Source organism: Bacillus sp. ISL-7 (assembly GCF_018613065.1).
In genome coordinates, this window is sequence record NZ_JAGGQW010000012.1 from 1 (window position 1) to 26,057 (window position 26,057).

Below are 26,057 nucleotides of genomic sequence, written 5' to 3' on the forward strand. Positions count from 1 at the left end.
TGGGAATGGGCGGTCAACCAGGAATGGGGATGGGCGGTTTTCCAGGAATGGGGATGTAGCGGTTTCTCTAGAAAGGGTATACGGCTATGCTGTAACGAAAACCAAAGCTGTCAATAACACCATTCAAGTATTCCAACGAGTAAGGAAACCAAGGCAATCATAAAGAATGATTCGTATAAGGTAATTATTACATCAATAGACAAGAAGGAAACTGTGATTACATCTAATTGATAGGTGGGGATCTGCCTCCGCTCAGTTAAAGTGGTAAAGTAGAAAAGCTTCTAGTGTGGACTAGAAGCTTTTTGCTGTGTCATATCAATTTTCTGAAAAATTAAGTTCAATTTCAGGTTGATAATTTACATATATTGTCTAATTGTACAAAACACATAAATTTTCGTACAAAATCCTTTGAAAATGGCACAAAAGGTGTTTAAAAATGCACAAAACCCACTGAAAAATGCACAAAACCCTCCTAAAAATACACAAATCAAAATTTCTTGATAAAAAGATCTATTTCAGCCTTACAAAGAGTCTTAATTACAACCAAAAAAACCCCAACTCGGGAGGTTTAGCGGGTCTGACCACCAGTTTGTTATATTGATAGTTATGACCGAAAAATGTATAATATTTACAATAACAGCTAATTAGGAAGTGGTCGGATGAAATTAAAGAGCTTTATAGTTACATTTGGTTCATTTGTATTTACGGTAGGACTGCTTTACCTAGTTGGACATATGTTTACTATTCCTTGGTTAATGTTCCATCACGAATATACAGATAACGCAAATGGTTTCTTTATTTCAGCTGGTTCGTTGACTCCGCTTGTTATCGGGTTGATTATAAGCTTTTTGGCAGAAAAAATTTACATTTACAAGTCCCGAAAAAAGCTTGGTGAATCTGATATGCTCCCGATAAAGTAGACAGATTAAATAATAAAAATCTGTTTTACTTTATTGGGGGCTTTTTACTATGGGAAAAAATGCTTATTCTGCACAAGAAAAGTATGAGTTAATTGTGGCGTTTAACGATAGACATACCTCGATTCAAGACTTTTGTTCTCAATACAATATTTCTGATGAATCAATGAAAGAATGGATTTATCTATATGAGACATACGGAATAGAGGGACTTCATAAAACAGGTAGATGGGATCGTTACTCTAAAGAGGTTAAAACAGCTGCCGTTCTTGATTACCTTTCCGGGAACGATTCACTGATTGGGATTATACACAAGTATAAAATATCCAGCACTTCAGTGTTGAGAAAATAGTAGTAAATGTTCCTTATATCTATCTTAATTGAGTTTAGAGGTGAAAAATCGGCTCAATTATAAACAAATGAGAAATGTTTCATGATAAGGTTGTTGCAAGAGGCCTTGTTATGGACAATTTACAGGATGGTCATTAGTTAGATAGTGTTGGTAAATTTGAAAGGCTGAAATCAATAAAGTGAGGTTTATGAATGATTTTTACCTATGCTATTACACAAGATAATCAGTTGATAAAAGAAGTAAAGTTGGAGGATCTAAGGTCAGATCGGTTCAAATTTTATTGGGTGGATTTTGAGGAACCAACTGATGTGGAAACGAAGTTGTTAAGTGAATTTTTCCACTTTCATCCCTTGGCGATTGAGGATTGTCTGCATTTTATCCAGCGCCCCAATATGAATTATTATGATGGTGTCCTTTTCTTTGTTTTACATTCATTAAGTAAAACAATAAGGTGCGAGGAGATAGATGTTTTTGTAGGAGAAAACTATGTCGTGTCCTTTCATAAGGAGAAGGATGAGGCAATAGATATGGTTAAGCAAAAATTATTTGCAAGTAAGGAAATGGAAAAGGTTGGACCGTTATTTGTTCTACATAGCATTATTGATGAATTAGTGGATTGCTATTTTCCAATTTTGCATCAAATTGAGGATAAATTAAATGAATATGAAGAGAAGGAAGCCAGCAGCAAAAAGGTCATCGAAGAGGTTTATGAGATTCGCAGAGAACTGATTCGGTTGCGAAAAACAATCATTCCGATGAGAGATTTGTTATATCGGATGATAAACTCGAAGCGGATTCAGGAAACAAAGCAAATTCATCATTATTTTTCCGATATATATGATCACTTGATGAAGTTAACGGATATGGTTGCGTCTAATCAAGATGTTACTTCTGATATGAGGGAGAATTACATGTCTATTCAATCCAATCGCATGAATTCCATTATGATGACACTTACCGTTATAACAACTATTTTTATGCCGCTTACATTTATTGTAGGCGTGTACGGAATGAATTTTGATCATATGCCAGAGTTACATTGGCAATACGGCTATTTTATCACTCTAGGAGTTATGGCGATCATTGTAATTGTAATGATTTTTTGGTTTTACAAAAAAGGCTGGTTATTTAAAAAGTAACAAACAACCAATATTAATTAATATCAGAAAGAGTAAAGTGCATGGTTACATATTAATCGGTATAGATGGTATTTTGTATGATTTCCTCTCGGTTTTTCTCAATAATTTCACCTAAACACGAACATTAAGCAGTTACAATGGATTAATATTCACCTTTTTATTGATTATCTATTTTATATTTGTTATATTATCATAGTAATCATCTTAAATATCATTACTCGTATATACTCGGTAATATGGTCTGAGTGTTTCTACCTGGTTCCCAATGAAAGAACTAAACTACGAGTTAAAGTATTTGGCTGTACGGCTTTTTTAGCCGTTGCCATACTATCATTTAGTATATTTTTCTATGTTTGCTAAATGATCTATACTTTGACTCTTGTAGGTCTAGAAGGTAGAAATCATTCTACATTTTCTAGACCTTTTTTATTGGCCAGATTTTTCGAGTTTTTAAACATCAAGAGAAAAGGGAGAGGTTTTTATGACAAACAACATCTTAAAGAAATACGCTCCATTAGCAGCTATTGCTCTACTATTCTTATTGTTGCTTGCATTACGTAATTCAGCTTTTCTAAATGAAACAGAGGTAGAGGGTGCCGGGAGGCCAATACTTATTCAAGGTCCAATGCCAATAGAGGCTGAAAAATTTGCACAAAAATTAGAAAAAGTTAAAGTGGAAAAATCAGGGGATTTCGTCTTTTACAAAGGAAAGCTGGACAATTATCCTGTAATCGTTGCTAAAACAGGTAAGGGAATGGAAAATACAGCAGCCGCTACAGCAGTGGCGATTGAAAAATATAACCCGATCGCTATCATCAACCAGGGTACATCTGGCGGACATGATCCGAAATTACATGTATTTGATATTGTTTTAGGAAAAAGAACGACAAATATTGGTTCCTTAAAAACAGAAAGTAAGAATGAAAACGAGGGAATGGATCCCACACAATGGATCTCGATGGACTTAATGGCTTCTGAAGGAAGCGGGTCAGATCCTAATGCTGAAAAGATCCGTTACTACGAGGGCGATAAGGATTTACTTGCAGCTGCTAACGCAGTAAAAGATACCTACACTAAGGGTGAAGTTGTCGAGGGTACGATCGGTTCAGCAGACGTTTGGAATAATGAAGTTGATCGAATTAAATGGTTCCATACGAATTACGGTACATCTGTAGAAGAAATGGAAGGTGCCGCAGCAGCACAAATGGCCAAAGCTTATGATGTACCATTCTTGGGTATTCGAGTACTGTCAAATAATAAAACAAATGGTGATAAATACAACTCGGATACGGCAGCAGCCAATCAAGAATATGTTTATGAAGTAGTTAAAAAATACATTTCTACTATTCAAGGCAAATAATATCATAAAACTAAACAAACACCCTTGTCCAAGTAGACAAGGGTGTTTGCTTTAAGTGGAATTTAGGTGCGGTTATCTTAGGTGTAGTATGTTTCTACTATCATGATGATAAAATTGAAGATGTAAAATGGTTGAACAAAGCTCTTTGTCTTTTTTATTGAGAGGGCACTTAAAATCCCTTGATTAAAAAAAGACAAAAAAAAGAGAGAATGGGTGCATTCTCTCTAAATTATTAACGAATTCAAACACATTTAGAAATGGTTCTCAAAGGACTAAGTTGAAGATACCACTATTATCATTAAATAAAAAAATATCCGTAAGGAATAGATAAAATCCTATGTACGTGTGTTGTAAGTATTGAGAAAAGGTCAACGTAAGGATTTAGGGGTTTAGAATGTTTATCGTCTAATAATAACCTATTATAATCGTTAAGCAGTTTGTCTAGTTCTTGGCTGCAATAGATAGTTTCTTCATTTTGAAGTCCTTTTGTCATTCCTAATTTAATCATTTCCTTTTTTTTCTCTTTAATAGCTGCTTCACATTGTTCTAGTCTCATTGCCGATTACTCCTTATAAAATTTCAGTAAAATTTCAGTAAACGTAGATTCTAGTAGAGTTGAATGAATTATAGCATTTATTAACTGATATGGATTAGATTCGATAAAAGAAGATAAAAGAAGATAAAAGGAGACAAAAATAGACGCGGCATGTAGATTTTCGACAACATGGCCTGTTGAATTCACTCACATTGTAGTCCCTTAAAGAAGTTGAAGGACTTTAAGACTAAAATTTGCAGGAGTGTTCCAACAACTAATAGGTAGATAGTAAGTCCTTCTGGAGATTAAAAAGACCGAGTTTCTTCTATTAAGAAAGAAATTTCTGATATTATTATTTCATACCTAAAAAGGTGTATGGAAGGATGCGTGATCGTTTGATGGACCACTATGATGTGATTATTGTAGGCGCAGGGTCTATGGGCATGGCTGCAGGGTATTATTTATCGAAGCTTGGAAAAAGGACATTATTACTAGATTCGAATGATCCCCCCCATAGCTTGGGCAGCCACCATGGGGATACTAGAATCATTCGTCATGCCTATGGAGAAGGAAGGAAATATGTTCCGCTTGCGCTCCGCGCTCAAGCATTATGGCGTGAATTAGAACAAGAATCAGGAATGGATTTGTTTTCTCCTACAGGAGTATTGTGTGTCGGTGCAGAGGGCTCTTTATTTATCGAGGAAGTTGTCAAAAGTGCAAAAGAATTTTCTTTACCTCTTGAAATACTATCAAGTGATGAGATAAATGTTCGGTGGCCAGGCTTCAAGATACCAGAAGGATCCGTAGGATGTTTAGAAAAAAATTCAGGAGTGTTATTTAGTGAAGAATGTATTCGAGCCTATCGCCGACTTGGCTTAGCGAATGGGATGACATTGGTGCCATTTACAAAAGTGGAGAAAATTGAAAAGTTTGGTGAAGGTGCCGTTGTACAAACAAATAGCGAGCAATATGCTGCTGATTATGTGGTGATCTGTTCAGGAGCTTGGACAGGAAAAATCCTCGAGGAAACAGGATTGGACATTCCTCTTCAGCCGACACGTAAGACTGTCTCATGGTTTGAATGTGATGATCTTCTTTATGATGCCAGTCATTTTCCGGCCTTCACGATCGATTTATTAAATGAACACTATTATGGCTTTCCAAATATCAATGGAAGTGGGGTAAAAATCGGAAGACATGATGGAGGAGAAAAGGTAGATCCGGATTGTTTCAATCGGGAATACGGTGTGAATTCAACTGATGAGGATGAGGCTCGAAACTTTATTAAGAAGTATCTGCCAAAAGCCAATGGTCCCCTGATTAAAGGTAAAACATGTCTTTATACACTTACTCCTGATGAGCATTTTATTATTGACCGTCACCCTTCACTTTCAAATGTCATTATCGCAGCTGGTTTTTCAGGACATGGCTTTAAATTTGCCAGCATTGTAGGAAAAATCATTTGTGATCTAGTTACGGAAGGTAAAACAAATGATGATATCTCCATGTTTTCACTTCATCGATTTTCAAGTGAATGTAGTAGTAAATAATATTGCAGTAGACTGAATGGGTAATCATCGGCATATCCTTGATTAAAAGTTGGGGTCAGAACCCTACTCATGAAAGTAAAGAAATAACGTTTGAAAAAACAAAAAAAGGTTGACTCAAAATGGTTGCAGTGTACAACTTATTGAGTCAGCCTTTGCTAACCTATGCTTATTTCAAATATCAGTTATTCATCAAATCCTCGCAGTACTCCCGGATTAGTTTCGAGGCTTTCGTCTGGCTGATACCGAGGTCTTCCGCGACTTTCCTTGACGATTTGTAGGTTTGGAAAGATCTTCTGATTAGTAACCGCTTCGTTTCGTCAATCGCTTTATCGAGTGAAGTGGGGAGAGCAAGCTGGGTAACTTGTTCCACGTTGTCGGTGATCATATCCGGCAAGTCGGCCACCTGGATGATTGAGTCGCTAATGACGACTAACCGTTCAATCAAATTTTCGAGCTGGCGTACATTTCCCGGCCACGAATAATGGATTAATATATTCATGCATTCTTCCGAGATAACTTTGTTGTCTTGGTATTTTTTATTGAATTGATGTAAAAAATTGTACGTGAGCGGAATGATATCTTCTTTGCGCTCACGCAGCGGCGGCAGGTAAATGTCGATCACATTCAGCCGGTAAAATAAATCTTCCCGGAATCGTTTGTCATTGACCATTTCAATTAAGTCCCGGTTTGTTGCGGCGATGATGCGGATATCGACTTTTTTCAGTTCGCTGCTGCCAATGGGAATGAATTGTTTATCCTGGATGACTTGTAAAAGCTTTGCCTGCAGGGCGAGTGGCATTTCCCCGATTTCATCAAGGAAAACCGTGCCGCCGTTCGCAGCTTCGATCAATCCCGGTTTTCCAGTTTTGTTTGCTCCGGTAAACGCCCCTTTTGAATAGCCGAATAGTTCCGATTCGAGCAGCTCTTCCGGAATGGCCGCACAGTTAATCGTCAGGAACGGGCCGCTTTTCCGCTTGCTGATCCGGTGGATGTAATGGGCGAGTACGCCTTTTCCTGTTCCTGATTCTCCCTGGATTAAAATCGTGGAATCTGTCGGGGCTACTTTTTCGCAAAAAGTCAGGATTCGATTGATTTTGCTGCTGTTCGTAATGAACTGGCCAGCTTCCTCCACTTGAGTGGTTTTTGACTCATTGCTCGTTCCAATCGCTTTCCCCATTTTATATGTCTGTAATTCGGTCGATGTGGTGACGACAAGTTCGATTTCCCCCTCGTCATTTAAGATGGGAATCGCCGATGTCATCAGTTCAGCTCCGATATACGTCTGCTGCCTCATGTAGCAAGGCTTTTTTCTTTTATACACTTCTGGCACGATCGACGGTTTCCAGTAGCCTTTTTCAAATAATTCGACATTGTATTTACCGATGACATCACTCGGCTTCAGCCCATAATGGCGCTCACAGGCCTGGTTAACATATAGAATCCGCTTTTCGCCGTCGAGGACGAAAATTTCATCGGAGGAATGATCGAGAATTTTTAAAAGAGTTTGCAGCGTCATCTCAATATTGCCAGTTGCCTCAGTACTTTTCATAGAATGATCCTCTCTTTTCACAAGGTATGAGTTAATTTTGACAAAAATTTGACCATATTGAGTCAATTATAACTCAATATGAAAGCGTTTATAGTAAAAATCAAAATTTTTTGTGTATTCTTACGTTTTTTTAAACTTGGCACACGAATTGCATATATACAATTGACAGGCGGCAAAGCATGTAGGCAATCATCATTTATTTACGGAGGAGAATGAATTATGGCTTATAACACAGTAGAAAATGCATCTAATCGGACATTTGAAAGAACATTGACTTATGACAAATACACTGATCCGAAAGTACTTGAAAAAGAGTATGATCTTGTTTTCTCTAAATCCTGGCAGCTTGTGGGACATATCAGCCAGTTGGAAAAAGTAGGTTCTTTCTTTACGACTGAAGTAGCAAAAGAGCCGATTATTGTGACTCGTGGTCAGGATGAAGTCATCCGTGCTTTTTATAACGTTTGTCCTCATCGTGCCACAAAGCTTGAAAAAAGTGAGTCAGGCAAGAAGAAAATTTTACAATGCATGTATCATGGGTGGACTTTTAAGTTAGATGGAAAATTAAACAAAGCACCGAACTTTAAAGGTGAGGATGAAGCTTGTGTACAAGACGCTTGCTTACGTCCAGTTCGTATGGAAATCATGGAATCTTTAATTTTTGTCAACTTGGACGATAACGCGAAGCTACTTAGCGAATCTTACGGCGATTTCTTCGACCGCTTGAGTAAATTTCCATTTTTGAGTGAGTTAAAAAGAACGGGCGTAACATCACGGGTGATTAAAGCGAACTGGAAAGCGTTTATTGATAATTATTTAGAGTGCGACCACTGTCATGTAGCTCATCCAGGCTTCGTTGCAGCACTTGACATGGATGATTATCAAATCATTACATGTGAAAACTATTCACTTCAAGGCTCAATTGTTAAACCTGATAAAAATTATGGAACCGTTGATTTAAATCAGGCAGAAATGCAAGGCGGATCTTTCTTCTGGTTGTGGCCGAACCTAATGTTAACAATTTACCCAGGTCCTGGGAATATGGCGACAATTCAATTAGTGCCGATTGATCATGAAACAACTAAGATTGTGTACACTTATTATTTCCGTGACGAAAATTTGACGCAAGAAGAAAAAGACTTAGTTGCTTTTGCTGAACAAGTTCGCTTGGAAGATGTGGAACTTGTAGAGTTAGAACAAATCGGTTTCCGCTCACGTGCATTTAACAAAGGAAGATATTCGTCTTCAGAAAAAGCAATTGTACAATTTCATGAAATGGTATTGGAGGCCCTCAATGAGTAATTTAGCGAATGAAGTAAAAGTGGCGAAGCAGTTTCTCATGATCAATGGTGAAAAAGTTGAAACAACGAAATATGCTCCATTATACTCCCCTTATTCTGGGGAAGAAATCGCTCAAATTGCGATGGCGGATAAAGAACTGACTGTAGAGGCCATTACTGCTGCCTATAACGCACGCGGAATAATGGCAAAAATGCCAGCGTATCAGCGGGCGGAGATTTTGGAAAACGTTGTGGCGCTATTAAAAGAGAAAGCGGATCAAGCGGCTGAAGTTATTTCTCGTGAATCAGCTAAACCAATTATGTTCGCAAAAGCGGAAGTGGCCAGAACGATTGAAACGTATAAGTTTGCGGCTGAAGAAGCAAAAAGAATCCACGGAGAAACGATACCTTTTGATGCCGCTGTTGGCGGCGTCGGCCGAATTGGTTACACGTTAAGAGAGCCGATTGGTGTCATTGGAGCGATCACACCTTTTAACTTCCCGATGAATCTTGTTGCTCATAAAGTTGGGCCGGCTATAGCGGCGGGCAATACCCTTGTCTTGAAACCAGCGTCGCAAACTCCACTGTCTGCTCTCTTTATCGCGGAAATTTTTGAAGAAGCAGGTCTTCCAGCGGGTGTATTAAATGTAGTAACAGGTCCCGGCGGCATAGTCGGTGAAGTGATTGTTGAAGATGACCGCGTAAGCATGGTAACATTCACAGGCAGCCCGAGTGTCGGAATTGGCATCCGCAATAAAGCGGGCTTGAAAAAGACGACGCTTGAACTTGGTTCAAACTCTGCATTAATTATTGACAAAGATATTGACATTGATCAAATTATTGACCGATGCATCATGGGGGCATTCTCGAACCAGGGACAAGTATGTATTTCTCTGCAGCGTGTGTATGCACATGAGGATGTATATGATGAATTTGTTGCCAAGTTCACTGAGGCAGCAAAGAAGCTGAAAATTGGTGACCCTCTTGATCCGGACACATATATTTCTGCTTTAATCTCTAAAGGGGAAGCTGAACGTGTACTAGGCTGGATCGAAGAAACGAAAGGCAGCGCTGCAACAATAGCTGCGGGCGGCAAACTTCAAGATGGCGTTCTTGAGCCAACAATTATTACAGATGCGGACCATTCATTAAAAGTTTCTTGCCAGGAAGCATTTGCACCGGTTGTCGTTGTAAACAAAGTGAGTTCAGTGGAAGAAGCGATTGAGCAAGTGAATGATTCTCGGTTCGGATTACAGGCAGGCATTTATACAAACAATGTGAAAAACGCTTTATACGCTTCAAAGGAACTGCATGTGGGCGGAGTAATCATTAATGACGTGCCTACCTATCGTGTCGATCAAATGCCATATGGTGGTGTGAAAGAAAGTGGTACAGGCCGTGAAGGCATAAAATACGCAGTGGAAGAAATGACTGAAATGAAATTGGTCGTTTGGAACCAAAGCTAAAAAGCGAGGGAGATCATAGTGAAACTTTTTAAAGTAGCAGTTATTGCTGGAGATGGCATCGGTCCTGAAGTCATTACTGAAGGGGTCAAAGTATTAAATAAAGTGGCTGAACTTGATTCTGGTTTCAGATTTGAATTCACATACTTTCCATGGGGATGCGAGTTTTACGCGGAAAATGGAAAAATGATGGAAGAGGATGGAATTGAGCAGCTGAAAGAATTTGACGCAATTTATTTAGGGGCAGTCGGGTTTCCCGGCGTCCCTGACCATATTTCGCTTTGGGATTTGTTGTTAAAAATTCGCAAAAGCTTTGACCAATATGTTAATATCCGTCCTGTGACGCTATTAAAAGGGGCTCACTTGCCTCTTGTGGATGTGAAACGCGAAGACATCGATATGCTGTTCATTCGTGAAAACACTGAAGGCGAATATTCAGGCGCAGGTGACTGGCTGTTTAAAGGGCAGAAACACGAAGTCGTTTTGCAAAACGGTGTATTTTCCCGTAAAGGCACAGAGCGAATCATTCGTTACGCGTTTGAAACGGCGAAAAAAGAAGGAAGATCGCTGACGAGCATTTCTAAAGGAAACGCCCTTAATTACTCAATGGTTTTCTGGGACCAGGTATTTGAAGAAGTGAGTGCAGAATATCCTGAAGTCGAAACGGCAACTTATCTCGTCGACGCGGCGGCGATGCTGATGATTAAAGATCCAAAACGCTTTGAGGTCGTTGTGACATCGAACTTGTTCGGCGATATTTTAACGGACTTGGGGGCGGCGATTGCGGGTGGGATAGGGCTCGCTGCCGGAGCGAATATTAATCCCGAAAGAGACTTTCCGTCTATGTTTGAGCCGATTCACGGATCAGCTCCTGATATTGCAGGACAACAGATAGCCAATCCGCTTGCCGCTATTTGGTCCGCTAGCCAAATGCTCCACTTTTTCGGCTATGAAGCATACGGAAAACTAGTGTTGGATGCGATTGAACAACTTTTGGTAGAAGATGAAGTTTTGACACCTGATATGAATGGAACTTCTACTACGTCAGACGTAGGAAACCGTGTAGTAGACCTGATGAAATCTTTAGTTTTTTCTCAAAATGTGAAAAGCTGATAGACTGATAGAGATTCATTTGATGTATTAAGTATTACATAAAAGGTCTCAATTGGCCTTTTATGTAATACCCATTTCATTTTTTGTATTCGAAAATTTAAAGCGTTTTCAAACATGATGCTAAACTCACTTGTTTTTATATTACCAATACTCTATTCTAATAGAATTCGGAGAATTCGAAATAAGCAAAGAGTAAAAAGTCTCAAAATTCATACTAATTTTTCGTGAGGGGGAATTTCTGAGTGAAAGTTTTAATTTGGATCCTAGCAATAATTCCTATTATTGGTGCGTTCACAGTTGTAAACCGTATCGAGCCGTATATATTTGGGTTACCCTTCATTGTTTTTTGGGCGACGGCCTGGCTCGTTTTAACTTCATTATTTTTGTACATTACTAATATTCTGATAGATAGACAGGAGGGAATTAAATGAATAGTGCTATCTTCATTCTCATAGCTACTCTTCTTCTTGCTTTCTATTTAGGTGTCCGTGCCCGCAAAGGACAACAGCTCGAAGAATGGGCCGTAGGCGGGCGAAATTTTGGTTCTATCACCATGTTTGTGTTAATGGCCGGTGAAATTTTTACAACGTATGTGTTTCTGGGAGGAAGCGGCGGATCCTACCGAATGGGAGGACCTATCATTTATATCTTCAACGCCTTCTGTTATATTGTGCCGTTCTGGATTTTGCCTCCCATTTGGCGTTATGCCAAAAAGCATCGAGTGATTACTCAATCTGACTTTTTTGCAAAGAAGTATAATAGTAAACCACTCGGGTTATTGGTAGCCGTTGTCGGGGTCGTTTCCATGATTCCTTATATCGTTTTACAGTTAAAAGGACTTAAAATCATTGTATCAGAGACTTCATATGGTGCGATTTCACCGAATTTAGCGGTGTGCATTGGGGTGGTTGCTGTCACGATATTTGTGACATTGTCTGGTATTCACGGTTCAGCCTCAACAGCCATTTTAAAAGACATTCTCCTTCTCATTGTAATTCTTTTTTTAGGTATTTATTTGCCGTATCACTACTACGGCGGAATAAAGCCGATGTTTGAAACATTGGATACTGCAAAGCCGGAGTTTTTATTAATTCCTAAAGAAGGATACAGCATATCCTGGTATATTTCGACATGTTTAACGATCGGATTAGGGCAATATATGTGGCCTCAATGCTTCGGTGCAAGCTTATCATCTAAAAATGAACGGACACTGCGCCAGAATGCTGCTATTTTGCCGCTTTACCAAATCATTTTAGTATTCATTTTATTCATTGGCTTCACAGCCCTTTTACAAATTCCAAATTTACAAGGAACAGATACAGATTTAGCTCTCTTTAAAATCGCAAAAGCAACGTTCGATCCGTGGGTGGTCGGAGTCATAGGAGCCGCCGGTATCTTAACCGCACTTGTTCCGTGTTCGATGTTATTACTAACAGCCTCGACGATTTTATCGAAAAATATTTATAAGGCGATCAAACCGAATACCACCGATGAGCAAATTGGACGATACACACGTATTTGTGTCCCTATTGTGGCGCTAATCGCTTTATTTTTCACTTTTTTCGGCGGAAACAGTATTATTGCCTTGCTGATCATGGCTTACAGCTTTGTGCTGCAATTATTCCCTCCACTGCTTTGCAGCTTATGGAAGAAAAACCCTGTGAACAAAACAGGCGCAGCTGCAGGAATCATAACTGGTGTTATCATGGTTGCTTATGTAACGATCACCAGTTCAACTATGGGGACGTTCTTTCCGAAAGCCCCTCAGTTCATAAAAGATATTGATATCGGTATAGCAGCCCTTGTCGTTAACATTGTTTTCATGTTCGCGGTCAGTGCAATTACTAGAACATCAGTAAAAATAGAGTCAGAGATTGAGACAAAAGCGGTATAAAAAAATGCTGCACACGGTCACTAAGAACGGTTGATAAAGAGGGAGACCTTAAAAAAGGTTTCCCTCCTTTTTTATGCACAGAAAATCACTTTACAATAGCAACATTGTGCTAATAGTTCGAATGATTATCTAGAGCCTTCTGTATTTCAAAGCATTATAATTTAGTTAGCTAAAGTGTAAACGCTTAAATAACGATGAAAGGTAATTAAGTTATTTTTTTGAGAGTAGTTATCTGAAAAATTAAAAAACAGTGAAAAGGAGTTTTTTATGAGCAATCAAAAATATTTAATGGATGATGCCCCGCTTAATAAATTTCATCTTCGTATTACTGCACTTACTTTCGGTTCTAATTTTTCAGATGGTTTTGCTTTAGGCATTATTGGAATGGCCCTTTCATTATTAGGACCAGAAATGAAACTTGGACCTATATGGGAAGGGTTAATCGGAAGCTCGGCTTTAATTGGTCTCTTTTTTGGGAGCCTATTTCTAGGTGGGTTATCTGATCGCATTGGCAGACAAAAAATCTACTTAGCTAACTTTCTGATTATTACGATTGCCTCTGCTTTACAGTTTTTTGTCAATGACCCATGGACGTTATTCATTTTACGCTTATTGATCGGGATTGCATTAGGAGGTGACTACGCTGTTGGATCGACTTTACTAGCTGAGTTTGCCCCTAGAAAGTATAGAGGATTATTGCTTTCTTCTTTAAATGTACTTTGGACAGTTGGTTATGTCGTTTCAAATATTGTAGGTTTTTATTTACAAAAATCAGGCCCGGATTCTTGGCGATGGATGCTTATGAGTGCTGCCATCCCCGCTTTCCTTTTATTAATTATGCGTTTGGGAACTCCAGAATCGCCACTTTGGTTAGTTAAAATGGGGCGTGTGGAAGAGGCTCGTGCCATCGTTAGAAAATATATTGGACCCAATGCCATCATGGATGAAACAATTAAAGAAAATTCCAAAACAGCTTTCCGTATGGTTGATCTTTTCAGTAAACATCTTTGGAAACGGACAACCTTTGGATCGTTATTTTATTTATGCCAGGTTGTTCCTTATTTCGCCATCTATACTTTTCTACCTACGATATTAAGTAAAATGGGATTTGAGGAAACGTTTAGTATTGATATGCAACTGAACATTTTCCTGCTAGTTGGATCCATCGTTGGAGTTTGGTGTACGGAAAAGCTTACGCGAAGAAGCTTCACGATTTCTACCTTTATCATTCTTACCATTTCATTATTTTTGTTAAGTGTATTACCTAAGGATTCGCAAACTTTAGCGATCATTATCTTTGCTACCTTTACTTTTGTTATGTCTGCGGCATCAAACCTTACATTAGTTTATCCTGCAGAACTTTTCCCTACAGAAATTCGTGGCACAGGTGTCGGCGTAACTACTGCTGTCAGCCGAATTGGTTCTGCCATTGGAACCTTCCTGTTACCAGTTAGTGTTAGTTCATGGGGGATGGGACCATCGATGATTGCGATGAGTGGTATACTGTTGATTGGAACAATTGTATCGATCGCATGGGCACCAGAAACAAAGTATCTATCGATAAGTGATGTTAATAAACCAGAACTTGAAACGGGGAACTCTCCAATCATAGATTCTTCGCTTTCAAGCAAAAGAAATTTATCATAAGCATTATTTTGGATAAAGAGGTGTTTTAGATGATCAAGAATGAATACTTACACCCAAAGGATATAAAAGAGGTTATTCTTGGAAATCATGAGCTTTCGCTTCATGAGGTGATCGCTGTTGCTAGATATTCAGCGATAGTTTCATTTACAGAAACGTATTGTAACAGGGTAAAAGCATCACGAGGATTGATAGAAAAGTTTTTACAAGAAGAGCGCGCGATTTATGGAGTGACAACCGGATTTGGCAGTAATGTAACAGAAGTGATTTCGAAGAGCGATGCAGAAATACTGCAAAGAAATATTGTTCGATCTCATGCGGTTTCGGTCGGAGAGCCACTGGAAAGAGAAGTGGTTAGAGCGATTCAGCTAATGATCCTAAACCATTTAGGGCATGGATTTTCAGGAGTTAGTTTAGAGGTTTTAGAACTAATGGCCGGATTATTAAATCATGATATATTACCGATTGTTCCCGGTGATGGTTCAGTGGCCTATCTTTCTCCTGAAGCACACATCGCTTTAGTATTAATGGGTGAAGGAAAAGCGTGGTATAACGGCGAACTCCTTTCAGGTTGTGATGCTTTAGAGAAGGCAGGATTAAAACCAGTTATTTTAGGTTGTAAAGAGGGACTGGCCCTTATAAATGGTACAACTTCCGTTACAGCGTTTGCGGCTCTCGCCTTATACAATGCAATTCAAGCTGTGAAGACCGCAGATATTTCGGGAGCTATGTCGTTTGAGTCGTTAAAAGGAACGATAAAAGCTTTTGATCCTCGCCTCCATTCCGTAAAAAAACACGAGGAACAGGGGAAAACAGCTCGAAATTTAGTGAGAATTCTGAGTGGTAGTGAAATTGTTGAACAGTACAAAGATTATCGATTACAAGATGCTCTAAGTCTACGCTGTATTCCACAAGTCCATGGTGCCGTAAAGATGGTATTGAAAAATACTTTGGATAACTTAATGAATGAAATGAAGTCGACCTGTGATAACCCAATCATCTGGCCTGAAGGTGATGATGGAATTGCTCTTATGGGAGGAAACTTCGATGGCTCCTTCATTGGAATGGATGCAGATTCCATGTGTATCGCGATGGCTAACTTAGGGAAGATAGCTGAACGTCGGATTGATCGATTAGTGAATTATCATGTAAGTGAACTACCAAACTTCTTAGTTGCTAATCCCGGTTTGAATAATGGCTATATGATTCCACAGTATACGGCTGCCGGATTATTAAATGAAATCAGAGTTCTTTCTCATCCAGCTACCATTGATAATGTCCCTACTTCTGCGAATCAAGAAGATGTGGTGAGTTTTGCTTATTTTGCTGCTAAAAAAGCCTATCAAATTTCAAAGAAACTTCAATATATTTTAGCGATTGAACTGATGCTTGCCACGCAGGCTTTAGATTTCTATGAAACATTGAATCCATCAATCGTCACTGGAAAAGTTCATCAGTTTATTCGAGAGAAAATTCCAACTGTACAAGAGGACAGATTTTTCCATCCTGATATTGAAATCATTTTCCATTATATTCAAGAAGGAGAAATCGTCTCATTAGTCGAAGAGTTAATTGGAGAAATAGAATAATAATTCTTTAAGGAGGAAGCCACAGGAAGCTTCTTCTTTTTCTTTAGAAAGACAGGATGAACGAGGGGAATGATTATGAAGCAAGATCCAATCAGAGCTGCTTTTTCGCATCTTCTACTCTCTGGAACGCTTGTTCATGAAGGGACATTTGCAGAGTTACAACAAAAATTCGGGATTTTTATTCATCCACATTTAGTTATGATTATTTCAATCGATCGTTATCCAGATATAGCAAGCGCAAGCGGGAATTCTTTGGAGTGGAGAAAAAAAGTTGGCCAGCAGCTAGTGGAAAAAATTGAGGAAACCGTACGTATTCCTTTTCTTTGGAATTGGATTGAAGAGGGAGTTCTAGCTCTTCTTTTAGAATTGGAGGAACAGGATTCAGTAAATGAGTTTAATAGAAAAATGGTTCATATGGCAAAAGAAATCCAGCTTGCTACTAATTCTATTGACCTGTCAGTATCCATAGGGATTGGTAGATATTATCAGGATCCATATGCGCTTTACCAATCGTTTTTAGAAGCAAGGAAATCCATGTCAGGCCGCTTTTTTCAAGGGAATCAATTAATCTTTCATTGTGAAATGAAAAGAAATAACGAGGAGCCAGTAATCAATCCGTTTAATGAAGAAAAGGCAGAGCTGCTGGCACTTGTTAAAATTGGGGATGTAGAAGGGACCATTCAAAATTTGAAACACCTCCTGGAAAAATTAGCTGTGGCTAGTCATTTTAATGAGGATATTTTCAAAACAGAAGTAGTGTCCATCGTCTTATTATTGTCTAAACGGGTGATAGATTCAGGTGCAAATGCAATAACCATCCATTCAAATAATACTAATTTTATTCAAAACTTGTATCATATTATTCGTTTCGATAAATTTGTCAATCAGGTTTGTGAATATGCGGTTTGGCTTACCGAGCAATCAGTAAACACGAATTTAAATGAAGTAAGTCCTGTAATTCAACAAGCTATCGGTTATATTAAAGAACATCATCAGAAGAGTATTTCGCTGATTGAAATAGCACAATATTGCTGCTTAAGCCGGCATCATTTTAGTCATTTGTTTAAAAAAGAAGTAGGGATTAGTTTGATTGATTATTTAAATCGAATGAGAATTGACATGTCTTTGTCGTATTTAGAAATGACTGATTTACCAATAAGTGAGATTGCTGCCAAAATAGGTTTCCATGATGCCAATTATTTTAGCCGCATGTTTAAAAAGTATATGCAGTTTAGTCCTTCAGATTATCGATTAGCAAGAGTTCCGACCGCAGCTCCATAAAGAAAGCCTTTCATATAACAAGGTTTGAATCTTGTATATGAAAGGCTTTCTTTTATTATTCTACTAAAAAAACGGATCGTCTTTTTGAATATCGAATTCAAGTCTTATTTCATCGCTTCCACTAATAAGTCCACGATATGGACCGCACGCATTGTAGAGGACAAGCCTTCCCGTTCAATGCCAAGCTGCATCTGTAATAAGCAACCTGGATTTGCGGTGACAATCGTAGTTGCGTGTGTCGCCTTGGCCTCAATCATTTTTGCGTCGAGCATTACCATCGACATCTCTGATTCGACAATATTATAGATTCCGGCCGAACCACAGCAGCGATCGGCATCCTTCATTTCTTTATATTCTGCCCCTTGGATGGCTTGAAGGAGTCTTCTTGGTGCGGCGGCTGTTTTCATACCATTTCTTAGGTGGCAAGAATCCTGGTAGGTGATCACCTGCGCAGGAAGTTCTAACGTTACCTTTTTATGAAAATCGACGGCTGCTAATATTTCGGAAATATCCTTGATCTTTTCCTTAAAGTCCTTAGCACGGTCTTTCCAAGCAGGATCATCTTTCAGTAAATGATCATAATCGACTAAGAAGGCGCCGCATCCACCTGCGTTGGTAATGATGAAATCAACGTTAAGGTCCTCAAAGGCCCTAATATTCCGTTTGGCTAAGTCTTTGGCTGCTTCTTTTTCTCCACTATGACCGTGGAGCGCCCCGCAGCAGGTTTGATTTTGCGGAATCACCACTTCACAGCCGGCTTTTTGCAGCAGCTTCATGGTGGCATCGTTTGACTTCAGGAACATCGTGTCCATTAAACAGCCGCTGAAAAAGGCAACTCTGTGTACCTTCTCCGCTATTGCAGGCAAATAAGTGGGCCGATTTTTCATTTCTTTCATTGTTGGCACATTTGGCAATACTTTTTCCATTGCCGCTAATTGGTCTGGTAACAGGCCTAAAAAGCCGATTTTTCGAGCAATCGTTTGAATGCCGGAGCGCTGATAAAATCCGATGAAGCCGACCACCCCGCGCATACGGTTCTGGTACGGGAACAGCTCTTGAAAAACGGTTTTTCTGACAACCCGCGCTGGCAGAGAGTGCTTTTTGTTTTGATGGATGATGTCCCTTGCCTCTTCGAGTAAATGGCCATAATTCACGCCGGATGGACAGACCGGTTCACAGGCACGGCAGCCAAGACAGAGTTCAAGCGAGCGCTCAAAATCCTCATCCGGCTCAATCAGCCCATCCACAACCGCCTTCATTAGTGCGATCCGGCCTCTTGGAGAATGAGATTCTTTGTAGCCTGATTCAATATAGGTCGGACAGGTTGGCAGGCAAAAGCCGCAGCGCATACAGTTGAGCAGTTCATCTTCGTTCATCCGCGCTTTAAATTGTTCTTGAATCGTTTGTTTTTCTTTCACTGTTGTCATCTTGTAATCACCACGCGTTTCTTGCTGTCTTTGGCAAAAACCTTCCCAGGATTCATGATGTTATTTGGGTCAAACGCGCTTTTAATAGATTTCATTGCTGCAATTCCTTCTTCTTTCAATTTCCATTCAAGGTAGGGGGCTTTCATCGCGCCGACTCCATGTTCCCCGGTAATCGTTCCGCCCAAATCGATCGCTTTTTCAAAAATTTCCTCAAAGGCTTTTTCGACCCGTTCCATTTCTTCATGATTTCTTGCATCTGTTGCACAGGTTGGATGGAGGTTTCCATCTCCGGCGTGGCCAAACGTACAAATGGTCAGCTGGTATTTTTCAGTTATCTCATTGATCGCCTGCACCATATTGGCAATTTCTGATCTAGGAACCGTCGCGTCCTCGAGTATCGTCGTCGGTTTTAAGCGTGCAATCGCAGAAAGGGCAGCCCGTCGTGCTGTTCTAAGTGCGTCCGCTTCTGCCTCAGAAGCGGCGACTTGAATCGAAACCGCATTTTCTTGCTTACAAACTTCCGCCATTTTAATTAAATCACGCTCGACCACTTCTGGCGGGCCGTCCTGCTCGATTAAAAGAACGGCCTTCACATCGGTAGGCAGCCCGATTTGAGCAAATTCCTCGACTACCTTTAAGGTTGGCTGGTCAAAGAACTCCAGTGTTGTAGGAATAATTTTATTAGCAATGATTTTTGAAACCGAGTTTGCGGCAGCAGATAGGTCTTGGTAAAGTGCAAGCATCGTTTGTTTCGTCTCCGGCATCGGGATCAATTTGAGTGTGGCCTCGGTAATGACAACGAGCGTGCCTTCAGATCCGACAAATAGACGGGTTAAATCGTAACCAGCAACATCCTTTGCCAACTTTCCGCCGGTCCGGATGATGTCGCCATTTGGCAGAACAGCTTCAAGAGCAATAACATAATCACGTGTCACCCCGTATTTAAGCCCGCGCAACCCACCGGAGTTCTCATTGATATTTCCGCCAATTGTCGAAATCTTCATCGAGCTTGGATCGGGCGGATAGAACAGCCCTTTTTCTTCGACCTTATTAATCAGATCGAGGGTAATGACACCAGGCTGAACGGTGATAGTTAAATTTTCCTCATCAATTTCGAGGATTTGGTTCATATGTTTAAAAAGCAGGACAATCCCGCCCTCGGTTGGGCAGGTCCCAGCACATAGGTTGGTCCCAGAACCGCGCGGAACAATCGGAACCTTATGTTCATTACATACCTTTAGGATTTGAGAAACTTCTGCTGTATTCCTCGGGCTGATGACCGCATCAGGCATCGACTGGAAGTTCGGTGTGGCATCATATGAGTAAACTAAGCGTTCGACTTGGGAATCATCGAAGTTTTCCTTGGTTACAATGGAAATTAGTTTTTCTTTTACTGTATTCAAGAGCATTTGGTTTCCCCGTTTCATAGTTTTGTCGATTTTAATGTTTCTTACAGTATAGGTGATTCTTGTTTGAAAATCAGAATATTATATAAATTTTCTTCCTAAAAAAGTGGTGTCAGGCACCACTATGATTTGAAATTAAATTTCAATAATATTATATTAAAAATAAAATAAAATTACAAAGGGGAAATAATAGGTGAAATATCGATTATTAGCGACGGACTTGGACGGCACATTATTAAACGATGAAAAAGAGATTGATGTGGAAACGGTTGAGGCGATTCACGAATACCGCAAACGAGGGGGGAAAGTCGTAATTTGCAGTGGGCGTTCCCCGCTTTCAACCCAATGGATTGCCCATACGATTGGACTTGAGGGGGAACCAATCATTGCTTACAATGGGGCGATCCTAATCGATGAAAATGGAGAGGTCAGCGAGCAATCAGTTTTTCAATACGAGCCGCTGTTGAGTTTTTGGGAATTATGTGAGTCGGAGGGCATCTATGCCCACTTTTACGAGGGGGATACGCTACTGGTCCCACAGGTGAATAAATGGAATCAGAACTGGATCGAAAATAACATCCCTACCCTTGAAAAATCAGGGGGAGAACGCCAACATTGTCAAAGTTTTCGAGAAAAGTGTCAGGTGAAAGTGGTTGAGGACTTTTACCGATACGTAAAGGAACAAGAGCCGAACATTACAAAAATTGCTGTCTTTGATGATGGGAACAAGCTGGCTGATTTTACCAAACGTCTGAAGGAACAGAGCGTCGATTTGGAAATTAGCAGCAGTTTTAACTTTGTTAATTTAGAAATTACCCCCACTGGTGTGACAAAGGCGTCTGCCCTTATGAAACTGACCGAGCAGCTGAAGATTCCACTCTCTCAAACGGCTGCGATTGGTGATAATTACAATGACGCCCTCATGCTCTCGGTTGCCGGCCTTGGAATTGCGATGGGAAATGCGCCCGAAAAGGTGAGACAATTAGCTGATCAGGTGACTGGTACGAATAATGAAGTTGGTGTTGCTAATGCGATCCGCCGCTATTTGCTTGAATAATGTCCAAATAAACATTTCAGTACAATAGTGTTTTAAAATAACATTTCACTATTTTAATAAAAATCTCGAAATGTTATTTCGTGTGTAATATAATAAATGTACGGGTAACCGTTTTCACCTCAGAAAAGACTTACAGGAGGATCCAAAAAAATGGCAGAAAATCTTGAATTATTAACGACAGAATCGCGAAATGAACAGTCGATGCAAATAGATACAGCAAATCCAATCGAAATATTACGAATCATGAATGAGCAAGATCAACTGGTCGCATTAGCGGTCAAGGATGTGTTACCAGATGTGGAGGCAGCGGTTCAATTTGTGTTTGAATCCTTTAAAAACGGCGGGCGCCTCATTTATTTAGGTGCAGGCACGAGCGGAAGATTAGGAGTTCTAGATGCAGTCGAATGTCCGCCTACCTTCAGCACGTACCCTGAAATGGTCCAAGGGATTATGGCAGGGGGAGAAGGCGCCTTTTTGAAAGCAGTCGAAGGAGCAGAGGATCAGCCTGATCTTGGTGTAGCCGATTTGAAGGAATTGGGTCTGACAAAAGATGATACCGTGATTGGGATTGCGGCCAGTGGGCGGACACCTTATGTCATAGGGGCACTTCGATATGCACGAAGCATTGGGGCGAAAACGGTTGCTCTTTCATGCAATAAAAATGCGGCGATTAGTAAGGAAGCCGATCAAAGCATCGAAGTAATTGTCGGTCCAGAGGTACTAACTGGTTCAACTCGCTTGAAATCAGGAACCGCCCATAAAATGATTTTGAACATGATTTCAACTTCTTCGATGATTCTTTTAGGAAAAGCCTATGAGAATTTAATGGTCGATGTTCATGTGAGCAACCAAAAATTGAAGGAACGAGCGATCGGCATCATCCGTAAAATTACCGGGGTTTCCTATGAACAGGCTTTGGAAACACTAGAGGCATCAGATCTACAAGTTAAAACGGCAATCGTCATGATAAAAACGAATAGAAATAAACAAGAAGCTGAACGATTATTAACAGAAGCGAATGGCTATGTAAAAAAAGCAATCCAAAACGTGGCAGAGTAATTTAAAAAAGGTGGTATTTGGTGTGGCAGCAGGCGGATTAAAAATGATTCAAAATATGCTGGAACAGCTTCCGGCTTCCGAGCGGAAAATTGCTGAATTTATTCTTGATAATCCTCAAGCGATTTTAAACAGTACCGTTCATGACATCGGATTGCAGGCTAATACAAGTGGTGCTGCTGTGATTCGGCTGTGTAAGTCCTTGGGCTTAAACGGTTTTCAAGATTTAAAAGTACGAATTGCTGGGGATCTAGTGAAACCAGTTGAACAAGGGTACCGTGACATCGAGCCTGGTGAATCTTTTTTCTCTATCGCTCAGAAGACAACAAGTAATAGCATCCAAAGCATCCGCGACTCGGAAGAGATGATCAATTACGATGAATTGGAACGTGCTGTGCATACCTTGTCGACTGCTCAAAATGTTCATTTTTTTGGAATAGGGGCTTCAAATATTATCGCTAGGGACGCACAGCAAAAGCTCCTTAGGGTTCATAAAAACGCAACCGCTTTTTCGGATACACATCTTGTTGCTACATTGATTGCCAATGCCAATAAGGATGATCTGGTGTTTGGAATTTCCCACTCAGGAGAGACACCTGAGGTGATTAAAGTTATGGCACTTGCAAAAGAGCGCGGCGTTAAAACAATTAGTTTAACGAAATATGGGCAATCATCGGTCTCTGCTTTGGCAGATATTAAATTGTTTACCGCATATTCAGGTGAGGCTCCGTTTCGAAGTGCAGCCACTTCATCACGCCTTGCGCAGTTATATATCATGGATATTTTGTTTTTATCGATGGCAACCGTTCAATATGAGGATACGATTCATTCCATTGATAAAACAAGAGAAGCGATCCGGTTTATTAAAGAAGGGAAATAATCCTTTCAGGAGGTGATGTGAACACCATTCCATCTCTTATCGTCCTGCAATACTGACTTGGAATAAGAAGTTCACTTTTTGAAAAAACAACAGAGAGAAGGGGAATTAGCATGGCAGGAGAGAATAAAATTTTAGCAGAAAAGATTCTTGAACAATTAGGCGGCCCAGCGAATATTGAAAATTATACTCATTGTATGACAAGACTTCGTGTGACACCGAAGGATGATTCGATTGTCAACCAAGCAGCCATTAAGAAAATAGACGGAGTCATGGGAGTGGTAGAGGAAGAAACACTTCAAATTATCTTAGGCCCTGGAAAAGTAAACAGGGTGACAGAAGAGTTTGGTAGATTGATAGATGCAGCTGGCGGGATCGATTTGAAAGAAAAGGCAGCTAGCAAAAAGGCTGAAATTAACAAAAAGAATGCCACACCATTTAAGCTATTCTTACGAAAAATCTCAAGTATTTTCATTCCATTAATCCCAGCACTTGTCGCTTCCGGATTGATTACAGGGATCACCAAAGCAATCGTCCAAGCGGGATGGTTAGCAGCAGATTCCCAACTTGCGACCATCTTGTCCGTGATTGGAAGCGGTTTATTTGGTTACCTTGGTATTTTAGTTGGTACCAATGCAGCGAAAGAATTCGGTGGTTCACCCGCACTTGGGGCGATTGCCGGTATTTTAATCATTAACCCAGCTGTTGCAGGAATCAAATTGTTTGATACCGCTTTACTTCCTGGGCGGGGCGGCTTAATTGGAGTTCTCTTTGCAGCCATCTTTATTGCCCTTGTTGAAAAACGAGTTCGTCGTTTCGTTCCACAATCGCTTGACCTGTTTATCACGCCAACGGTTGCTTTATTGCTTACTGGTATTGTAACTTATCTTGTTTTTATGCCGCTTGGTGGTTTCGTTTCAGATGCGATTACAAAAGGATTAACTTCGCTGCTTGATGTGGGTGGTGTTGTGGCTGGGTTTGTCCTTGGGGCAACCTTCCTGCCGCTCGTTGTCACTGGTTTACATCAAGGATTAACACCGATTCATTTGGAGTTAATTAATACGCTTGGAAATGACCCGCTTCTGCCAATCTTGGCTATGGGTGGTGCTGCACAAGTCGGCGCTGCGTTTGCGATTTACTTTAAGACGAAGAAAAAACGCTTAAAAAGAGCGATTGGCGGGGGTCTGCCTGCTGGAATTCTTGGAATTGGCGAACCGCTTATTTTCGGTGTGACCTTACCATTAGGCCGTCCATTCTTAACTGCCTGCTTAGGTGCGGGTGTCGGCGGTGCATTCCAGGCTGTCTTCCATGTCGCAACGATTGCTGTAGGGGTTTCTGGTTTACCGCTTGCCTTCCTAGTGGTTTCTGGGCAAGTACTGCTTTACCTGCTTGGTGTGTTAATTTCTTATGCTGCTGGGTTCTTGTTTACCTATTTATTCGGCTTCCACGATGATATGGCCGGTGAGTTTGATTGATTGGTATTTCCTTCTATTTAAATGACCCTTTAGCAGAAGAGCGGATTGCGCTCGCAGGAAAAATGGGTGTGAGGCGGGCGTTTACGTCGCTTCACATCCCTGAAGAGGCAGGCGATTTAGCGGGCCGAGCGAAATCGTTGCTTCAAGCAGCAAAAGAAGCTGGAATAGAGGTTTATGCGGATGTATCGGCACGAACACCTGCCCATTTAGGATTAGAATGCTTATCAGCGTTAAAATCCTTAGGGGTCATCGGTTTGCGTTTGGATGACTTTTTTGCGCATGAAACAATTTTGAACCTAGCTAAGGAATTCAAACTTGCTCTCAATGCCAGTATTTTGTTTGAGGAAGATGTGCGTGCTCTCCTTGAGGGCGGGTTAGAGGCTAGTCAGCTGCTGGCTTGGCATAATTTCTATCCAAGGCGTGAAACGGGCTTATCTGAATCGTTCTTTGAATCACAGAATGAACTTTTTAGACGGTATGGTATTCCAGTAAGTGCGTATATTCCAGGAGACGGTGAGAAACGAGGCCCTCTGTTTGAAGGGCTGCCCACCTTGGAAGCACATCGTGAAGTCGATCCGTATCTAGCGGCACTGGATTTGTTTCGGACGGGTGTGGAGGATGTCTATATCGGCGATCCCGAGGTAAGTGAGGACCTTCTTAGTAAATTAATGGAATTAGACTGTTTTGGCCGAGTTTCGCTCCGAGTGGAAGGGTTTCAAGAAGGGGAGTTTCGGCTTCGCCCTGATTTTTCCCGTGACGTTCTCCGGCTTATGGATACGAGAAGTTCAGGCTCGGTCGTCGTTGAGAATACGGTGGCACGGCCGGTGGGGACGATTACGAGAGACAATGACCACTATGGACGATATCGCGGGGAGGTCCAAATCACGCTTCATGACCTACCGTCCGATAAGCGAGTTAATGTGGTTGGAAGGGTAGTGGAGGCGGATTTACCTTTGCTTTCCTTCCTGCAACCGGGTCACATCGTAAAACTAATTCGAGTTTGATTAAAACCAAGGGATTTCCCTTGGCTTTTTTCTGTTTGAATGTCTGAATTTATCGTGTAGAATTATTTTTATATACTGTGAAATGGTGT

Annotated in this window: 21 protein-coding genes, 1 pseudogene and 1 riboswitch; of the genes and pseudogenes, 18 read left to right on the plus strand and 4 right to left on the minus strand. The window is 40.5% G+C overall.

Going from position 1 to position 26,057, the window contains the following annotated elements; translation table 11 throughout:
- Positions 1–659 precede the first annotated feature (659 nt).
- The 4 genes and pseudogenes from J7E66_RS02990 to J7E66_RS03005 all read left to right on the plus strand — a co-directional run.
- Positions 660–920, plus strand: coding sequence for a hypothetical protein (locus tag J7E66_RS02990; RefSeq protein ID WP_214997965.1), 261 nt, complete (start codon positions 660–662; stop codon positions 918–920).
- 49 nt (positions 921–969) lie between these two features.
- Positions 970–1,269, plus strand: a complete 300-nt coding sequence (locus tag J7E66_RS02995) for a helix-turn-helix domain-containing protein (protein WP_214997966.1) — start codon at positions 970–972, stop codon at positions 1,267–1,269.
- Between the two features lie 191 nt (positions 1,270–1,460).
- The gene (gene corA / locus J7E66_RS03000) at positions 1,461–2,408 is read left to right on the plus strand and encodes a magnesium/cobalt transporter CorA (protein ID WP_214997967.1); all 948 of its coding nucleotides are present in this window, start codon (positions 1,461–1,463) and stop codon (positions 2,406–2,408) included.
- Positions 2,409–2,606: 198 nt separating this feature from the next.
- A riboswitch (purine riboswitch) is annotated at positions 2,607–2,710 on the plus strand.
- Positions 2,711–3,009: 299 nt separating this feature from the next.
- Positions 3,010–3,768, plus strand: a pseudogene (locus tag J7E66_RS03005) (5'-methylthioadenosine/S-adenosylhomocysteine nucleosidase); the annotation flags it as partial.
- A 298-nt stretch (positions 3,769–4,066) separates the two neighbouring features.
- Here J7E66_RS03005 and J7E66_RS03010 read toward each other — a convergent pair.
- A complete protein-coding gene (locus J7E66_RS03010) occupies positions 4,067–4,324 on the minus strand; it encodes an aspartyl-phosphate phosphatase Spo0E family protein (protein WP_214997969.1) in 258 nt (85 codons plus the stop codon).
- Between the two features lie 362 nt (positions 4,325–4,686).
- On the opposite strand from J7E66_RS03010, the gene solA reads away from it, so the two are divergent.
- Entirely contained in the window at positions 4,687–5,853 is a 1,167-nt protein-coding gene (solA, locus tag J7E66_RS03015) for an N-methyl-L-tryptophan oxidase (protein ID WP_251032731.1), read from the plus strand.
- Positions 5,854–6,031: 178 nt separating this feature from the next.
- Here solA and J7E66_RS03020 read toward each other — a convergent pair whose 3' ends face one another.
- Positions 6,032–7,402, minus strand: a complete 1,371-nt coding sequence (locus J7E66_RS03020) for a sigma-54 interaction domain-containing protein (RefSeq protein ID WP_214997970.1) — start codon at positions 7,400–7,402, stop codon at positions 6,032–6,034.
- 219 nt (positions 7,403–7,621) lie between these two features.
- Here J7E66_RS03020 and J7E66_RS03025 point away from each other — a divergent pair, with 219 nt between their 5' ends.
- The 8 genes from J7E66_RS03025 (at position 7,622) to J7E66_RS03060 (ending at position 17,666) form a co-directional block, all read left to right on the plus strand.
- Complete coding sequence (locus tag J7E66_RS03025; protein WP_214997971.1) at positions 7,622–8,704, plus strand: aromatic ring-hydroxylating oxygenase subunit alpha; 1,083 nt, start codon at positions 7,622–7,624, stop codon at positions 8,702–8,704.
- On the plus strand, positions 8,697–10,148 hold the full coding sequence (locus tag J7E66_RS03030; protein WP_214997972.1) for an aldehyde dehydrogenase family protein: 1,452 nt from the start codon (positions 8,697–8,699) through the stop codon (positions 10,146–10,148). Before J7E66_RS03025 ends, J7E66_RS03030 begins: the two co-directional genes overlap by 8 nt.
- Before the next feature lie 18 nt (positions 10,149–10,166).
- On the plus strand, positions 10,167–11,258 hold the full coding sequence (locus tag J7E66_RS03035; RefSeq protein WP_308162450.1) for a tartrate dehydrogenase: 1,092 nt from the start codon (positions 10,167–10,169) through the stop codon (positions 11,256–11,258).
- 242 nt (positions 11,259–11,500) lie between these two features.
- Positions 11,501–11,689, plus strand: a complete 189-nt coding sequence (locus J7E66_RS31560; RefSeq protein ID WP_214997973.1) for a DUF3311 domain-containing protein — start codon at positions 11,501–11,503, stop codon at positions 11,687–11,689.
- Complete coding sequence (locus J7E66_RS03045) at positions 11,686–13,152, plus strand: sodium:solute symporter family protein (protein ID WP_214997974.1); 1,467 nt, start codon at positions 11,686–11,688, stop codon at positions 13,150–13,152. The genes J7E66_RS31560 and J7E66_RS03045 overlap by 4 nt, the downstream gene beginning before the upstream one ends.
- Before the next feature lie 267 nt (positions 13,153–13,419).
- Positions 13,420–14,799 (plus strand): MFS transporter, encoded by a 1,380-nt coding sequence (locus tag J7E66_RS03050; RefSeq protein WP_214997975.1) that lies wholly within the window; start codon positions 13,420–13,422, stop codon positions 14,797–14,799.
- A 29-nt stretch (positions 14,800–14,828) separates the two neighbouring features.
- Positions 14,829–16,385 carry a histidine ammonia-lyase gene (gene hutH / locus J7E66_RS03055; protein WP_214997976.1) on the plus strand — a complete coding sequence of 519 codons (1,557 nt, stop codon included), beginning with the start codon at positions 14,829–14,831 and terminating at the stop codon, positions 16,383–16,385.
- 75 nt (positions 16,386–16,460) lie between these two features.
- Entirely contained in the window at positions 16,461–17,666 is a 1,206-nt protein-coding gene (locus J7E66_RS03060; RefSeq protein ID WP_214997977.1) for an AraC family transcriptional regulator, read from the plus strand.
- A gap of 104 nt (positions 17,667–17,770) precedes the next feature.
- On the opposite strand, the gene J7E66_RS03065 is transcribed toward J7E66_RS03060, so the two are convergent.
- Positions 17,771–19,093 carry a (Fe-S)-binding protein gene (locus J7E66_RS03065; RefSeq protein WP_214997978.1) on the minus strand — a complete coding sequence of 441 codons (1,323 nt, stop codon included), beginning with the start codon at positions 19,091–19,093 and terminating at the stop codon, positions 17,771–17,773.
- Positions 19,090–20,502 carry a glycolate oxidase subunit GlcD gene (gene glcD, locus J7E66_RS03070; protein ID WP_214997979.1) on the minus strand — a complete coding sequence of 471 codons (1,413 nt, stop codon included), beginning with the start codon at positions 20,500–20,502 and terminating at the stop codon, positions 19,090–19,092. The genes J7E66_RS03065 and glcD overlap by 4 nt, the downstream gene beginning before the upstream one ends.
- A gap of 190 nt (positions 20,503–20,692) precedes the next feature.
- Between glcD and J7E66_RS03075 the strand changes: the two genes are divergently transcribed.
- From J7E66_RS03075 to J7E66_RS03095, 5 genes are all read left to right on the plus strand, one after another.
- On the plus strand, positions 20,693–21,556 hold the full coding sequence (locus J7E66_RS03075) for a Cof-type HAD-IIB family hydrolase (RefSeq protein ID WP_214997980.1): 864 nt from the start codon (positions 20,693–20,695) through the stop codon (positions 21,554–21,556).
- 150 nt (positions 21,557–21,706) lie between these two features.
- Entirely contained in the window at positions 21,707–22,615 is a 909-nt protein-coding gene (gene murQ, locus J7E66_RS03080) for an N-acetylmuramic acid 6-phosphate etherase (protein WP_214997981.1), read from the plus strand.
- A gap of 22 nt (positions 22,616–22,637) precedes the next feature.
- Positions 22,638–23,492 (plus strand): MurR/RpiR family transcriptional regulator, encoded by an 855-nt coding sequence (locus J7E66_RS03085; protein ID WP_088089843.1) that lies wholly within the window; start codon positions 22,638–22,640, stop codon positions 23,490–23,492.
- Positions 23,493–23,602: 110 nt separating this feature from the next.
- Positions 23,603–24,964, plus strand: coding sequence for a PTS transporter subunit EIIC (locus J7E66_RS03090; RefSeq protein ID WP_214997982.1), 1,362 nt, complete (start codon positions 23,603–23,605; stop codon positions 24,962–24,964).
- Positions 24,961–25,968, plus strand: a complete 1,008-nt coding sequence (locus J7E66_RS03095; protein WP_214997983.1) for a MupG family TIM beta-alpha barrel fold protein — start codon at positions 24,961–24,963, stop codon at positions 25,966–25,968. Before J7E66_RS03090 ends, J7E66_RS03095 begins: the two co-directional genes overlap by 4 nt.
- Positions 25,969–26,057: the final 89 nt, after the last annotated feature.

Excerpts from the sequence above, each read along its gene's own strand:
- J7E66_RS02990 (WP_214997965.1), top strand. The coding sequence starts at position 660 with ATGAAATTAAAGAGCTTTATAGTTACATTTGGTTCATTTGTATTTACG.
- J7E66_RS02995 (WP_214997966.1), top strand. The coding sequence starts at position 970 with ATGGGAAAAAATGCTTATTCTGCACAAGAAAAGTATGAGTTAATTGTG.
- corA (WP_214997967.1), top strand. The coding sequence starts at position 1,461 with ATGATTTTTACCTATGCTATTACACAAGATAATCAGTTGATAAAAGAA.
- J7E66_RS03010 (WP_214997969.1), bottom strand. The coding sequence starts at position 4,324 with ATGAGACTAGAACAATGTGAAGCAGCTATTAAAGAGAAAAAAAAGGAA.
- solA (WP_251032731.1), top strand. The coding sequence starts at position 4,687 with ATGCGTGATCGTTTGATGGACCACTATGATGTGATTATTGTAGGCGCA.
- J7E66_RS03020 (WP_214997970.1), bottom strand. The coding sequence starts at position 7,402 with ATGAAAAGTACTGAGGCAACTGGCAATATTGAGATGACGCTGCAAACT.
- J7E66_RS03025 (WP_214997971.1), top strand. The coding sequence starts at position 7,622 with ATGGCTTATAACACAGTAGAAAATGCATCTAATCGGACATTTGAAAGA.
- J7E66_RS03030 (WP_214997972.1), top strand. The coding sequence starts at position 8,697 with ATGAGTAATTTAGCGAATGAAGTAAAAGTGGCGAAGCAGTTTCTCATG.
- J7E66_RS03045 (WP_214997974.1), top strand. The coding sequence starts at position 11,686 with ATGAATAGTGCTATCTTCATTCTCATAGCTACTCTTCTTCTTGCTTTC.
- J7E66_RS03050 (WP_214997975.1), top strand. The coding sequence starts at position 13,420 with ATGAGCAATCAAAAATATTTAATGGATGATGCCCCGCTTAATAAATTT.
- hutH (WP_214997976.1), top strand. The coding sequence starts at position 14,829 with ATGATCAAGAATGAATACTTACACCCAAAGGATATAAAAGAGGTTATT.
- J7E66_RS03060 (WP_214997977.1), top strand. The coding sequence starts at position 16,461 with ATGAAGCAAGATCCAATCAGAGCTGCTTTTTCGCATCTTCTACTCTCT.
- J7E66_RS03065 (WP_214997978.1), bottom strand. The coding sequence starts at position 19,093 with ATGACAACAGTGAAAGAAAAACAAACGATTCAAGAACAATTTAAAGCG.
- glcD (WP_214997979.1), bottom strand. The coding sequence starts at position 20,502 with ATGCTCTTGAATACAGTAAAAGAAAAACTAATTTCCATTGTAACCAAG.
- murQ (WP_214997981.1), top strand. The coding sequence starts at position 21,707 with ATGGCAGAAAATCTTGAATTATTAACGACAGAATCGCGAAATGAACAG.
- J7E66_RS03090 (WP_214997982.1), top strand. The coding sequence starts at position 23,603 with ATGGCAGGAGAGAATAAAATTTTAGCAGAAAAGATTCTTGAACAATTA.